Origin of the sequence: Solibacillus sp. FSL W7-1464, assembly GCF_038004425.1 — a bacterium.
Taxonomy (GTDB): Bacteria; Bacillota; Bacilli; order Bacillales_A; family Planococcaceae; genus Solibacillus.
The window spans coordinates 173,494-188,565 of sequence record NZ_JBBORC010000001.1; the positions used below are offsets into that span (position 1 = coordinate 173,494).

The window sequence follows — 15,072 nt, forward strand, 5'->3', positions numbered from 1 at the left end:
TCAGAATTTACTTAAATTTTAAAGGGAAAGAGGGATTCCAATGGTAAATGATCTAACATCAGTGAATGGACAAATAACAGGAGATCCGGTATTCCGCGAAAAACCGGTCATACAGGCTGCCGAAACAATATTCGTCAATGAATTTACAGACGGTGTATTAAATCCGAATGCGCCTATGTTAGGACCTTTAAAAGATGGAGGGACAATCATTGCCAACACTGCTCCCGGCTGTTGGGGCCCGATGATTACACCGGCGATTCGCGGAGGACATGAAGTAACGAAGCCTGTCTATGTGGAAGGCGCGGAAGTCGGGGACGCGATCGTCATTCAGATCAAGTCGATTCAAGTTACATCGATTGCGACTTCTTCGGGAACAGATGAAGCTCAAAATGAACGTTTTATCGGTGATCCTTTTGTGAAGGTGAAATGTCCGGGTTGCGGGAAGCTCCATCCGCCGACAATTGTACAAGGAATCGGCCAGGAATCTGTTAAATGTATGACTTGCGGGACGGATACAACACCATTTAAAATTTCCAACGGCTATACGATGGCGTTTAATACAAAAGGGAATGTTGGTTTGACGGTAGGGAAAGAGGCGGCACGCCGGATTGCGCAAGACAGCAAAAACTATATGCGTACTCCGGAAAATTCGGTTCAAAATCCGATTACATCATTCGCGCCGAGTGATTTGATCGGGGTACTTGCAAGAATGCGTCCGTTTGTCGGTCAGCTTGGAACAACGCCATCAAAAGCAATGCCGGATTCTCATAATGCAGGAGATTTCGGATCCTTTCTAATCGGAGCACCGCATGAATTTACGATGACCGAAGATGAGCTGAATATTCACCGTACAGACGGACATATGGATATTAACCGTGTACGAGAAGGGGCTGTTGTCATTTGTCCTGTAAAAATTCCTGGTGGCGGTGTATACGTAGGAGATATGCATGCAATGCAGGGTGACGGTGAAATTGCCGGACATACGACCGATGTATCCGGTATTGTACAGCTGCAGGTAAGTGTGCTGAAAAAAGTAAACTTGGACGGTCCAATTGTGCTGCCGAATGTAGAAGATTTACCTTATACCGCAAGACCTTTTACGAAAGAAGAAAAACGCATTGCACGCGAGCTGGCTGAAGAGTTTGGTGTAAAGCAGGTTGAGGAGAGTTTCCCGTTGTCGATTGTAGGAACAGGCGTTAACTTAAATGTGGCCACAGAAAATGCACTTGAGCGTGCGGCAAAGCTATTTGAAATGACAGTGGAAGAAGTGAGAAACCGTGCAACCATTACCGGTGCAATTGAAATAGGAAGACATCCGGGTGTAGTGACGGCTACAGTTCAAATGCCGAAAACACTTCTGAAAAAAGCGCGACTGTTTAAAGCGGTTAAGCGCCAGTATGATTGAATACAGTTGATCAATCGTTAAAAGGACTATAATCATAGTTAATTAGATAAGTTTTTGTTCTTTATTTTTCGGGAAATAGGAAATTACTAGAAAAGTAGAGGGGATGAAGCGATGCAGCCATTGATCAAGAAGATAGAAGCTCTTGTCATCTCGATTAGCGTTCAGTCCGGTATTGGTATTATTGAAGCAATTAGTGAAAAAGACGGCAATAAGAAAGTCATATTTCAAATTACATCAAAAACACCTTTAATGACAAAGGACGGGCACCAAATCGGGGCGTCTGCCATTCCGGTAAAGGCAAAAATTATTGCCTTTATTGATTCCAGAAATCCGCTGCCGATGGTTTCCCCGCCACATACGACACCACTCTTGATCATTTTTGATCAGTTTGATAAAGAGGGGGAGGTATGTGTCGGTGCATTTGACCGGGTGCTTTACTGTGACCAGCTGAAGCTTAAACTCCATGTCAATGAAAAGACGGAAATAGTGGATTTGGCTGGAAAACGTATAGATCAGAAAGATTTGGAAGGAAAGATGCTGTTCGTTTTTTATGACCGTGCAACGAAAAGTAAACCAGTGCAAGCCAATCCATCAAAAATAATCATGACCTCTATTATGCATAAAGACTAGTAGAGTGGCATATCGATTTCTAGTTATCAGTTTGTATGTTTTAAGCAATATTTCATACGAGTTGGTACAAATGAAACGATATGCTTTTTTTATGGAAGCAGCTTGAAGAAGAGTTTAAAAACGTTACATACACATTTATTTTTTGGTATATTTTTGTATAGAAATAAGGTGGAATAAATGGAGGGATCTTTGTTGTTGCTATCATTTGATGAGCAGCTCTTTCAACGGACGAAAGGACAAGCAGGGGAAAAGTTGGAGCAAGCTTTGGAAGCAAATATTCAATTTGTAAAACAAACTGCAATTTGGGGCGCACCTATACAAAGCGATAAATTTTTATTGGAGCAGGAGCGTGCAGAGAAGTTTTGCTTTCAGTTAATCAAAAATTACTGGGGTAATTTGAATTTAACTTTTAATAATTTAATTCATGAAATGAATACAGTGAATGAAAAAGTGGAGCAGTTTTTTGCCGCACAGCAAAACAGTAAAGCATTATTTTCATTTTTACATACACAGGGGAAAGTGACGTTTGAGCAGCTGATAGAATTTATTTATTCAAAGCCTGTTCCTTTACCGCATGTACAAACAGAACTTGAGGATATTTATATTTACAAAGTGAACAATCATTTTCTTGTACTGCCGATTTATCGGGAAAATGAGAAGTACTGGAAAATGATTGGGGCAAAAAAGATTTATTCACTGTTTTTACAGGTCCCTTTAATGATGATTATGAGACCTGTTGAATTAATGAAAGATTTTAAAGCTTTGCTTGCCGGGCAATTGACAGCGAATCGGATTGCGACAATTATCCATAAGCTCGTACAGAAGATTGATTTTGAAAATCCAAAGTCGGATGAAGTTAAGCAACTGCATCTCTTAAATGTCCGCACACATTTTACAAGCGGGAGACGCCATATGCTGAAACTTCGAAAATGCGTTCAGGCATTACTGGAAAATTGGTCAACCGGAAAATTTGCTTTGAATACGAAAGAGCAAACACTGCTTGGCTATATGTTGTTCCAGGAGGCGGTTTATAAAAGAAATTATCGGAGTATTTTACTGCAAGGAATGTATTTAATTGAGGAAGAGCGCATTAATAATCATGCGATTGAACTTGTCGTTGAATACGCGGATGTATTGAGCAGTATGAATCCGCAGCCCGATACACTTGTGAAAGATTACCGGAAGAATTATTTGGAGCATGTCTTTTATGAACTGGTTAATAGTGTTGTAAAAGAGGAGCAGTTTGAGCTTGGAATGGAGCTGTTAAAAAATTATGAGCTTGCATCATGTACAACCATTTTTCAGCTGTTGCATGCCGAAGAAAAGGAAACAATGCTGCATCTGATTGAAGCGACTGTTCAACGTGATATTGCTTTGTCCGTTGATGGTTCTCCGCAAAATATCCGGGAATCGATCATTATTTGGCAACAGCACGCTTTAAAAAAAGACAGTGCCTATTATAATATTTCTGAAATGACATCACAGCATATTTGCAATTTGTTGAAAATACTTTTTTGGGCTGAAGAAGATATTTTAGTAGAGAAACTATTAGCAGTCTATAAGAAATATTTGCTCATACCGCATCATTTCCAATATTTGCGCCAGTTTATTGAGCGCCGTGTCGTTCAGTGTTAAAAATAAAAAGGTGAAGCAATGCCGATGCTTGCCTCACCTTTTTGTATTACCGTAATACACCTGCGTTTGTTAGTTGCTCGATTTCTTCTTTACTATAGCCATAAGCAGTTAGAATTTCCTCGGTATGTTCACCTATTTTTGCCCCGACATGTTTGTAAGTTGGTTCAACCCCGCTTATTTTCAAAGCAGTTCCGATTTGGCGCTGCGAGGACCCATCTGATTTCTGAACATCTACAAGCATATTCCGTGCTCTAATTTGCGGGTGTTCGCAAGCCTCTTCAAATGTAAGAACAGGCTCAACACAGCCGTGGAAATCTTCATTGAAAATTTCAAGCCATTGGTCAAAGGTTTTCGAACAAAACGCATCGGTAACTGCTTCTTTAAAGCGTTGCTGTGTATAGTAGGAGTCATTAAATGTACTGTCGATCAGTTCCGGGATGCCAAGCGCTTCACATAATAATTTGCGGAACTGAGGCTCCAGGCTGCCGACTGAAAAGTATCGTCCGTCTTTCGTACGGTAGTAATCATAAAATGTCCCGCCATTTAGAATTTCCTCTTCTGGCTGTGGCGAACGGCCACTTCCAAGATATTGCGTGCCATATAAAGCATTCATCGAAAACATCGCATCGGTCATCGAAACATCGATAAATTTTCCTTCACCTGTTTTTTCACGGTGAAGAGCGGCAGCTAAAATTCCGACCGCAGCATGCATTGTCCCGCCGGCAATATCCGCGATTTGAATGCCCATCGCAACAGGCTTTTTGTCCTTCAAACGGGAATGATTGAGCACACCGCCAATCGATAAATAATTATTATCATGTCCTGGCCGCGTTGCATATGGCCCCGTTTGCCCATAGCCTGTAATTGCACAGTAAATGAGACGCGGGTTGTATTCACGTAATGTTTCATAGTCAATTCCAAGGCGCTTCATCACACCAGGACGGAACCCTTCTATGACAATGTCGTAATCTTGAATAAGTTTCTTTATAATTTCTATGCTCTCCGCAGACTTTAAATTGAGCTGCAAAGATTTTTTTGAGCGATTTAAATGCTGGTGGAAGTAGGATTCCTTGTCCTCGTCATATGGTGGCATAATCCGCATTAAATCAACGCGGCGCTCCGACTCCACATGAATCACATCTGCCCCAAGATCCGCAAACATCATCGACGCAAGTGGTCCTGGCAATAGTGAACTAAAATCCAAAACTTTTAAGCCATTTAAAATAGTCATACCCATCCCCCTTATGTGTTGAACAGTTGTTTTTGTAAAAAATATTGAATGTGCTTCGAATGAGCAAAACACACCAACACTTCCAATAAAATATAAATATAAGAAAAAGAGTCCCCTTATTTTCTAATTCTTCTATTATCTATTATATTTTAAATACTCTGAAAATTATAGTGCGAAAATAAGCAAAATGTGCAGGAATATAGAAAATATTAACAAAACAAGTTAATAGGTGCTCTTATTGCTACAGCTGCCAGTGCCCCCATTGCAGTTAGTAATATTTCAAACTTAATTGCACTGAAAATTGTTGGACTCACTTTAAATGATTATGTACTCATGATGTTTATCCCATCGATGATTGGTATTTTTGTTATCGCGTGGCTGCTTTTTTTATATTTCAAAAAAGATATACCGAAAGTTTCTACCATGATACCCTTTAAACGTGCACACCTCCATTCTACTCAATTATATACACATCCTCTTGATCCGGCAGGCAATCCGGAAGATATCGACTGGAAGATGTTCAAAGTATGCTTACTCATTATTATCACAACTCGAATTGCGTTTTTTGCCCTCACCCCTTTTGGTATCTCGCTTGAATTTATCGGATTATTCGGTGCTGCCATCCTCATTATTTATCGATGGATTCGTATCCGCATTGGAATTAAAGACGTAATAAGAAATACACCATGGCAAATATTTTTATTTGCCTTTAATATGTATGTCCTTGTTTATGGGCTGAAAAATGTCGGTTTAAATGATTTCATTGTCTCTACGTTAAGAGAAATTATAGCCCAGGACGCGCTGCAGGCCACGATTATTATGGGAATGCTTACAACTGTACTTTCAAATTTAGTAAATAATTTGCCGGCTGTCATGTTCAGTACAATGGCAATTGTCGATATGGGAATGGAACCACTAATTGTACAGATTGCATATCTTGCCAGTGTAATCGGTAGCGATATAGGGGCACTTTTAACACCAATCGGTACACTTGCCACATTAATTTGGATGTTCGAACTTAAAAAGTATGGTGTGAAAATGACCTGGAGGAAATATTTGAAAGTAACGTTCCTTGTCATTCCAATTGGATTATTTGTCAGTTTATTTAGTTTGTATTTATGGATTATGTTGTTTGTTCAGTAGATAGGAGGAAGCAATTTGTATCACATATGGCAAGGAGATCAGAAAGAATATGTCACAGTCAGTTTATTAGGAGATCAGCTTTTCAAAGGGATTATTTTCGATAGCGGAAGCGACATTATTGTATTATTTAACGGCGAAAATTTTATTTATATCCCCGTCAGCCATATTGAATATATTGTAGCCGATACACCAGATACTGAATTTGCAGGGCCGACCAATTCCCCGGTTATTCCTTTGGATGATAATAAAAAGAATCTATCGTTCGAGAGTATCCTGAAAGAGGCAAAGGGGATTTACCAGGAACTATGCGTTATCAATAAAAAGTACGTATATGGCAAGGTTTTAGAAGTAATGGAAGATTATCTAGTGTTCTATTCACCTGTTCATAAAAAAATCTATATTCCGAAAAAACATATAAAATGGCTTATTCCTTATACGCCTGATGAGCTGCCGTATGGTTTGTCCGAAAGGGAATTTAACTGGAAGCAAACAGAAGAGGGATTTAAAGCGAATTTCGAACAGCAGCTGGAGGTATTATTGAATAAGCTTATTGTGTTAAATATGGGTGAAAAAACTCATCATATTGGGAAAGTAAAGAGTATAAATGGCAAGATGCTCGAGCTGAAAACGGCGAAAGAGAAACGGACATTTGTGAATATTGAACATATTCAAACGATACAATGCGTATAGGCAACGCTGTAATAGTGGCGTTATGTAATGCCTATCCATTTTAACATGTGCAGAAGCTTATATAGAAATCCGGTGGAATATAAGCAGCGATGTTTAAATAACAGAGCTAAAAGTAACGGAGACACAATTCAATTTGAATTAGTGTCTTTTTTGTGGTGGTATTACTGGACTCCCTTCTGAACATTATACAAATTTAATGAATTTTATTAGAAATTGTATAATGATTAGAAAATGAAACTTGAGCAAAAAAATGGGAAATTCACTTAATAATTAGGATTGAAAGCAAATATTAAAGGGTAAACGTTTTAAAGGAAAAGTAAAAAAATTGAAAATATACTATGAGTAAAGGTTATACATTATCGATTTTAATGTATAACGTTCAACGGAAAGCTACCAGTCTACATATATGAGGAAAACAAATGTCATTTTAATAATTGATAGGGGAGCGCAAATATGAAAAAAAAAGTCATTGTAATAGGAGCTGGTGTAGCAGGGATGGCAAGTGCAATACGCCTACAGCAAGCGGGTTACGAAGTGGAACTGTTTGAAAAGGAAGCAATGCCGGGAGGAAAAATGCATCGTATTGAAAAGGATGGTTTTAAGTTTGATCTGGGACCAACGATCGTGATGATGCCTGAACTTTACAGGGAGATTTTCGAATTGTGCGGAAGGGACCCTGATGACTATATACCAATGGAGAAGCTCGATCCGATGTTTCAAGTTTATTTTAAAGATGAGATGGACCGCCCGTATAAAGGCTCGTCCGACTTAACAGAAATGATGAAAACACTGGAAAGTATAAACCCTGATGATGCGCAAGGTTTTCTGGATTACTTACAGGAAATATATAAACGTTTTATCATCGCAAAGAATCACTTTATCCAACGGCCTTTCCGCAAATTCACAGACTTCTACAATCCATTTATGATCAAGCAAACTTTCAAATTAAAAACCTTCGACAGCGCCGACCATTTCATTGGCAAATATATTAAAGATGAACGAATTAAAAATATGCTTAGTTTTCAAACATTGTACATAGGCATTTCCCCATATAACGGGCCTTCACTGTACTCGATTATTCCTATGATTGAATTTTTATACGGGGTTTGGTTTATCAAAGGGGGGATGCACACAATGGCGACATCAATGGAAAAACTGTTTTATGAACTTGGTGGTAAGATCCACTACAATGCCAACGTCGAGAGAATTTCCATCGAGTCCGGCCGTGCCGATGGGATTTATGTAAATGGCAGAAAGGAAGAAGCGGATTACGTTATGTGCAACGCTGATTTTCCATATGCAATGAAAGAGCTCGTTCAAGATAAAAAGGCAAAGGGCAAATATACCGATGAAAAAATTGATGCGATGAAATATTCCTGCTCCTGCTTCCTTCTTTATTTAGGAACGAACCGTAAATATGAACAAGTAGAAGGTGTTCATAATTTTGTATTCAAAAGTGAGATGAAGAAAAATATAAATGATATTTTTTCAGGAGAAAAGCTTCAGGATGGCGCATTTTACATTCATATTCCATCAAAAGCCGATCCGTCGATGGCACCGGAAGGGAAGGAAGCCATTTATGTATTGCTGCCGGTATCCGAACTTTCAACAGCGAAGTATGAATGGAATGATGAAACGATTCAATATTACCGTGATTACTTGATTCGTGAAATGAAAAAAATAAAAGGGTTTGAAAATCTGGAAGAAGAAATTGTTTCGGAATCGTACACAACACCAATGGATTTCAAACAGCGGTTTAATGCATACAATGGCGCAACATTCGGATTGCAGCCAACATTAAGCCAGAGCAATCATATGCGCCCGCAAAGCAAAGCGACCCATTGTGAGAACCTGTACTTTACAGGCAGCAGTACGCATCCTGGTGCGGGTGTGCCAATCGTTCTCCTTTCTGCGAAAATAGCTGCCCAGGAACTTATATCAGATGATCAAGGGATTCAGTTTGACTACTAAACTATTTTACAGAAGGGGAGATCGATATGATACAGCACCAATTGAATGCGGATTTACTATATTGTGAAAACATAATTAAAAAGCATTCCAAAAGTTTTTATTTTGCATTTTCCGGACTTCCGGCTGAAAAAAGATATGCTGTCTATGCAATTTATGCTTTTTGTAGAATAGCCGACGATAGTGTGGACGAAAACCCGATTCCGGCAGTCAAGAGCGCGGCGTTAAATCAATTACGCCATGAACTCGATCTTTTCAGCCGTCATGAAGAACCGGATCATCCATTATGGAGAGCGCTGCGCCATGTATTCAATACATTTGATATGGATATACAGCCTTTTTACGATCAATTGACAGGACAAGAGATGGATATCCATTTTTCTTCGCCGAAAACACTCCAAAAATTAGAAGAGTACAGCTATTATGTAGCCGGCTCGGTCGGGTTGATGCTTCTTCCGATTATTGCAACAAAAAATCACCAATATCTCAAAAAGACAGCGGCTGATCTCGGTATTGCAATGCAGATTACGAATATTTTACGAGATATAGGCGAAGATTTTTATGAAAAGAACCGTATTTATCTTCCGGAAATGGAGCAATTACGTTTCGGGTATGGCGAAGAAAAGCTGGAACAACAGTTGATTGATGAATCGTTTATCATTCTTTGGGAACATTTGGCGGTACGAGCCGAAACTTTATATGATGAATTTTCAGATCATCTTTTGAAGTTTGATAACGATAGTAAAGCACCGCTTATGACGGCGGCAACTGTCTACCGGGAAATTTTAAATGTGGTCCGGGAAAATCAATACGACTGCTTAACGAAAAGAAACTTTGTTGCCCTGGAACGGCTGGAGCAGATTAGAGTGTAAATAAAAGATAAACAAAAGGGGGAGACAATATGTCCGGTAAGAAAAAAGTGATTGTAATAGGCGGAGGGCTTGGCGGTTTATCTGCAGCAATTTCGCTTCGGCAAAAAGGGTACGATGTAGCTGTATATGAAAAGAACAATCATTTCGGCGGAAAGCTGAACCGTTTAGAGCAGGATGGTTTCGGTTTTGATTTAGGACCATCGATTCTGACGATGCCTCATATATTCGAAACTTTATTTCAGCAAAGCGGAAAACAAATGAGTGATTATGTAAAGATTCAGCGATTGAGCCATCAATGGCGCTCATTTTTCCCGGACGGCAATACACTAGATTTATATGAGGATCTGCAAGATATGGAAAATTTGAATCCGTCGCTGACGAAAAAAGATATTAAACAATACAGTAAATTACTGGAATATTCCAAGGGGTTATACGAAATCACGGAGCAAGGGTACTTTGATCAGGGGTTAGACAATCTGAAGGAAGTTCTCCAACATCACGGTATTATTCAATCATTGCGGAATTTTGATTTATCGTCGACAATGTTTGACGCGATTGATAAAAGAATCAAGAACCCGCAATTTCGGGATATGCTGAGTTATATTGTAAAATATGTCGGATCTTCCGCCTATCATGCGCCGGCAGTTCTTAATATGATGATTTACATGCAGCACGCCCAGGGAATCTGGTATGTGCCTGGCGGAATGCACAATTTAGCAAATGCTTTAGTGAAGTTAGCTGAAGAAATCGGTGTGACATTCCATCTTGGGAAAAAGATCGTGAAACTGGATAAAAACAAACGAGTTATTACGGCAGCCTATACGGATGATGGCACGAAACTGACTGCCGATTATTTTGTTTCCAATATGGAAGTCATCCCGGCATATAAACAGCTAACCGAAGAAAAAGAAAGCTATACCGATAAATTAGATGAAAAATTCGAACCTGCAAGCTCGGGTCTTGTTTTACATTTAGGAGTTAAAAACTGTTACCCTCAACTGGCCCATCATAATTTCTTTTTCTCCAAAAATATGAAACGGCAAATGAATCTGATCTTTGAGAAGCATGAACTTCCGGATGATCCGGTCATTTATTTAGTAAATGTGAATAAAACCGATCCAAAACAAGCACTACCGGGTCATGAGAACCTTAAAATCCTTCCGCATATTCCTCACCTTCAAGATAAGCCTCTAACTCGGCAGCAATATACCGAGTTTGCGGAAAGGGTATTAATTAAGCTGGAAAATATGGGGTTGGACAATCTTAGAGAAAGCATTGTCACGAAAGATATGTGGACGCCGCATGATATTGAACGAACATATTCTTCAGACCGGGGAGCCATTTACGGTACTGTATCCGACAGGGAAATGAATAAAGGATTTAAACATCCGAAGCAAAGTGAACGCTATGACAATTTATATTTCGTCGGGGGAACTGTTAATCCGGGTGGAGGTATGCCAATGGTGACGCTCAGCGGGCAGCAGGTGGCGAAGAAACTGATTGAAAGAGATCGGAAGAAGTAATAGTGCTAGCTATAAGATAAATGGAAGGAATATGGTTGATGGAAACTTTGTATTTGGTTGTGCAAACACTATCCTTACTCGGTTTATTATGTGGTGTGCTGATGTTCTGGTCTACAAGAAAACCGCCGGTAAAAGAGGGGAACCAGCCATTACCTGCATTGTCGATTATCATACCAGCAAGAAATGAAGCGCTTCGTTTGCCGCCATTGCTTAAGTCGCTTCAGGCGCAAAGTTGGAAGCGTTTCGAAATAATTGTAGTCGATGATGGTTCCTCAGATCATACCGCTGAAATTGCATTGTCATATGGCGCGAAGTTATTAAAATGTAAACAGGTTGGCGAGATGAGCCCGGGTAAATCCAATGCCTGTGCGTATGGGGCACAATCTGCAAAAGGAGAATGGCTGCTGTTTTTGGATGCAGATGTTCAACTTGCCGCCGAGGATAGCCTTGAGCGTATTGTAAACAGTTTTGGCAGGCAAGAAGGAAAAGGAATATTATCCATTCAGCCATATCACTTGATTGTAAAACGATATGAAAATTTATCGGTAATATTTAATATTATTGTGCTGACAGGAATGAATGTATTTACTGTCTTGAAAGAAAAGTTTGCAACGGCAGGATCTTTTGGACCATGTATTCTTTGTGATAAGGAGAGCTATATTACATCGGGAGGGCATGAAGCTGCGGAAGAATCGATTATGGATGACTTTGCGCTGAGTGATGTTTTTATAGCGAAAGACTTACCGGTGACCAATTATGCCGGAAAAGGGGTTATTAATATGCGAATGTATGAAGAGGGTACGAAGCAATTAATGGAAGGCTGGACAAAAAATCTGGCAACAGCTTCGCAATCCACTCATAAATTTGTCATGCTGCTCATTCAGCTTTGGATTTTTGGTGTCATTATGGCAGCATTGGCGCCCTTCCTTACCTTTTTAACGGATTTTCCTGTAGCGTTCTTCAGCAGTATTGTCATCTATTTAATATACGGTGGGCATTTGTATTTTCTTGCGAGAAGAGCCGGGAATTTCCACTTCGTTGTTTTTTTGATCTATCCTTTTTTTGTTTTATTTTTTACAGCTGTATTTTTGTATTCATTATACCGTACGCATGTTTTGCATTCGGTAATGTGGAGAGGGAGAAAAATCAAAGTGTAATAGGAGGGAGGTATGACAGTTATTAATGCAATTTGGCTTCTCGTAGTAAACATCGTAGCATGGCTCGTTCTTCATTTTTCGATTTCAGCGCTCTGTTTCAAAATTCCTTTACGCTTTTTTCTGAAGGATCTTGCATTTTTCCGTATCGCAAAGTGGGAGGAGCATGGGGAGATCTGGAACCGGTTATTTTTAGTGAAGAAATGGAAAAAGCACTTAATTGATGGGTCGGCGATTGCAAAGAAAAGTTACAATAAAAGCCATCTACACGGTACGAAGCGGGAAGATTTACTCATCTTTGCAGCTGAAACAAAAAGAGCAGAGATGACGCATTGGCTGCTCATTTTGCCGGCGCCTCTATTTTTTCTGTGGAATCCGGTTTGGGCAGGCTGCATTAATATTGTCTATGCACTTCTCGCCAATCTACCATTTATTTTAACGCAACGTTATAACAGAGGACGAATTGAGAATATTTTGGATTTATCTAATCGTGGTAATTAGAGAAATAAAACTATACACTATCCGAACGCAAAATAAGACGTAAAGAAGCTTGCTGTGATAAAATTATATCGGAATAACGTATAAAGGAGACGATGAAATTGGGTCAGTCATTACAAGGTAAAGTAGCGGTTGTAACAGGTGCTGCACGCGGAATCGGTAAAGCGGTAGCGGTAGCATTAGCAAAAGAGGGTGTGAACGTCGGGATTATTGCACGTTCAGAAGAAGCACTACAGCACGTGGCGAAAGAAATCGAAAGCCATGGTGTCAAAGCTGCCTATGCAGTGGCGGATGTTTCGAATTTAGAACAAGTACAGAAGGCTGCTGCCCATTTAAAAGAAGAGTTGGGGTTAACGGATATTTTAGTTAACAATGCGGGCGTGGGGAAATTTGAAAAGCTCGTGGATATGGACCCGGCAGACTTTAAAGAAATTGTCGATATCAATGTAATGGGTACATTTTATGTATCACACACAATTGTACCGCAATTAATCGAAAAAAATGCCGGGGATGTTATTAATATTTCATCAACAAACGGTTTAAATGGTGCGGCAACATCAAGTGCATACAGTGCTTCAAAATTCGGTGTCATCGGTATAACAGAGTCGCTTGCAGCAGAAGTACGCCGCAATAATATTCGCGTAACAGCACTAGCGCCAAGTACGATTGCAACAGATTTGGCGGATGCACTGAACTTAGTTCCGGACGAAAAAAGAGATCAGTATATGCACCCTGAAGATATTGCAGACTATATTATCGCGCAATTGAAGCTGAACAATCGCATGTATATTAAAAACGCAACATTAATGAATACAAATCCGTTCTAATTAACAATGTAAGAACTGATTGAATTTGAAAAGCCCTTCACTCTGAAAACAGAATGAAGGGCTTTATTTTTAATGAACAAGATTATACTATTAAGCCTGCTGGAACTCCTCTTTCAAAATAGAGTAATAAACACTATCTACGAGAGTACCTTTAATCATGTGATTTTTTCGCATCGTTCCTTCATGGGTCATCCCTAAACGCTCCATGACTTTAAATGTCTTTTATTCGAGCGTGTTATAGGTTTGCTTATCATAACAAAATATACATTTTTGACTATAAAAGTATATGTTTGTCATCTACACTCAATTAGAAAGCAGAGATTAATCAAATGGAAGCTGAATAAATTGATCAATGATAAAGGAGGCGGCACCTAGAGCAATAGCACGATCCTTTAACGTTGAAAATTGTACAGAATAGTTATCTCGCTGAAAATGCATCGTATTCGAGTGGATTGTATCTAATATAGATTGCTCAATAAACTTCTGCGCTTTTATTATGCGGTTACCAATAATAATCTTTTCCGGGTTAAATGTTTGAATTAAATTGGTGATACCGAGTCCGATATAGTACCCGGTTTCCTTAAATAATTGTATAACATCTTCATGACCCTCTTCGGCTAAAGCAATGATCTGCTCTAATGATAATTCTCTTTCTTTTAGCATATAAGTCGCATCATGGATAAGGGCATATTCTGAGGCGTATGCTTCCCAACATCCATTACGGCCGCATGTGCATTTACGCCCATTCATATGTATGATGGCATGTCCGCTTTCGCCCGAAAAGCCGTTAACACCTAGATAAATATTATGATCAATAATAATCCCGACACCTAGTCCGATGCCTATACTTAAATATAATAGATTTGAAGTTTCTTTATTATTTTCAAAAATATACTCTGCATAGGCACCGGCATTTGCCTCATTTGAGATATAGATGGGGAAGTCGAAGCGATCACGTAAATAGCCGCTAATATCAAAATTTTCCCAACGTAAATTAGGTGCAATAATAATGACACCGTCTTTATTGACAGAACCAGGAACAGCAACCCCTAATCCGACGATCGAGAATGGGCTGGGGGGTACATTTTCCATGAGTAACTTTATTAAATCCAAAATACTTCTTAAATATGCTTCAAGTTGAACTGATGATACGAGTTGGAAATGGTCGAAAACAATTTCCCCTTTTAGATTAAAGACTGCTCCGTATAAATAATTAACGCCAATATCAATGCCAAGTGCAAAACCCGCAGTTTCATTAAACCTTAATAATTGGGACCTTCTCCCTCCAGTTGAAAAATCTTTGCCATCTTCTACGATTAATTGATTCTCTATTAGTTCTGTTACCAGATTTGCAACAGTTGCTTTTTTTAATCCGATTTCTTCAATGATCTCTCCTCTAGAAACAATCCTTTTAGAGAAAATATAATTTAAAATTTGTTGCTTATTAAATTTTTTCCCTATTTGTTGATTCCAAGACAAAGTAACAATCCCTCCAA

General features: G+C 39.2%; 13 protein-coding genes. 11 read left to right on the forward strand and 2 right to left on the reverse strand.

Features of this window, described 5'->3' with window-relative positions:
- The first annotated feature begins 40 nt into the window (after positions 1-40).
- From MKZ25_RS00870 to MKZ25_RS00880, 3 genes are all read left to right on the forward strand, one after another.
- Positions 41-1,405 carry an acetamidase/formamidase family protein gene (locus tag MKZ25_RS00870; protein ID WP_340799723.1) on the forward strand — a complete coding sequence of 455 codons (1,365 nt, stop codon included), beginning with the start codon at positions 41-43 and terminating at the stop codon, positions 1,403-1,405.
- Positions 1,406-1,516: 111 nt separating this feature from the next.
- The gene (locus MKZ25_RS00875) at positions 1,517-2,035 is read left to right on the forward strand and encodes a hypothetical protein (protein ID WP_340799724.1); all 519 of its coding nucleotides are present in this window, start codon (positions 1,517-1,519) and stop codon (positions 2,033-2,035) included.
- A 192-nt stretch (positions 2,036-2,227) separates the two neighbouring features.
- Positions 2,228-3,670 (forward strand): Fe-S-cluster redox enzyme, encoded by a 1,443-nt coding sequence (locus MKZ25_RS00880; RefSeq protein ID WP_340799725.1) that lies wholly within the window; start codon positions 2,228-2,230, stop codon positions 3,668-3,670.
- Positions 3,671-3,716: 46 nt separating this feature from the next.
- On the opposite strand, the gene MKZ25_RS00885 is transcribed toward MKZ25_RS00880, so the two are convergent.
- Positions 3,717-4,901, reverse strand: coding sequence for a CaiB/BaiF CoA transferase family protein (locus MKZ25_RS00885; protein WP_340799726.1), 1,185 nt, complete (start codon positions 4,899-4,901; stop codon positions 3,717-3,719).
- Positions 4,902-5,138: 237 nt separating this feature from the next.
- Between MKZ25_RS00885 and MKZ25_RS00890 the strand changes: the two genes are divergently transcribed.
- The 8 genes from MKZ25_RS00890 (at position 5,139) to MKZ25_RS00925 (ending at position 13,576) form a co-directional block, all read left to right on the forward strand.
- Positions 5,139-6,044 (forward strand): ArsB/NhaD family transporter, encoded by a 906-nt coding sequence (locus tag MKZ25_RS00890; protein WP_340802946.1) that lies wholly within the window; start codon positions 5,139-5,141, stop codon positions 6,042-6,044.
- Between the two features lie 15 nt (positions 6,045-6,059).
- The gene (locus MKZ25_RS00895) at positions 6,060-6,734 is read left to right on the forward strand and encodes a DUF6897 domain-containing protein (protein ID WP_340799727.1); all 675 of its coding nucleotides are present in this window, start codon (positions 6,060-6,062) and stop codon (positions 6,732-6,734) included.
- Positions 6,735-7,187: 453 nt separating this feature from the next.
- Entirely contained in the window at positions 7,188-8,705 is a 1,518-nt protein-coding gene (locus tag MKZ25_RS00900; RefSeq protein WP_340799728.1) for a phytoene desaturase family protein, read from the forward strand.
- 26 nt (positions 8,706-8,731) lie between these two features.
- The gene (locus tag MKZ25_RS00905; RefSeq protein WP_340799729.1) at positions 8,732-9,574 is read left to right on the forward strand and encodes a phytoene/squalene synthase family protein; all 843 of its coding nucleotides are present in this window, start codon (positions 8,732-8,734) and stop codon (positions 9,572-9,574) included.
- A gap of 29 nt (positions 9,575-9,603) precedes the next feature.
- Entirely contained in the window at positions 9,604-11,097 is a 1,494-nt protein-coding gene (locus MKZ25_RS00910; protein WP_340799730.1) for a phytoene desaturase family protein, read from the forward strand.
- A gap of 38 nt (positions 11,098-11,135) precedes the next feature.
- Complete coding sequence (locus MKZ25_RS00915; RefSeq protein WP_340802947.1) at positions 11,136-12,254, forward strand: glycosyltransferase; 1,119 nt, start codon at positions 11,136-11,138, stop codon at positions 12,252-12,254.
- 12 nt (positions 12,255-12,266) lie between these two features.
- A complete protein-coding gene (locus tag MKZ25_RS00920) occupies positions 12,267-12,752 on the forward strand; it encodes a glycosyl-4,4'-diaponeurosporenoate acyltransferase CrtO family protein (protein ID WP_340799731.1) in 486 nt (161 codons plus the stop codon).
- Positions 12,753-12,850: 98 nt separating this feature from the next.
- Positions 12,851-13,576 (forward strand): 3-ketoacyl-ACP reductase, encoded by a 726-nt coding sequence (locus MKZ25_RS00925; protein WP_340799732.1) that lies wholly within the window; start codon positions 12,851-12,853, stop codon positions 13,574-13,576.
- Between the two features lie 321 nt (positions 13,577-13,897).
- Here the strand turns inward: MKZ25_RS00925 and MKZ25_RS00930 are convergent, their stop codons facing one another.
- Positions 13,898-15,055 (reverse strand): ROK family protein, encoded by a 1,158-nt coding sequence (locus MKZ25_RS00930; RefSeq protein ID WP_340799733.1) that lies wholly within the window; start codon positions 15,053-15,055, stop codon positions 13,898-13,900.
- Positions 15,056-15,072 lie beyond the last annotated feature (17 nt).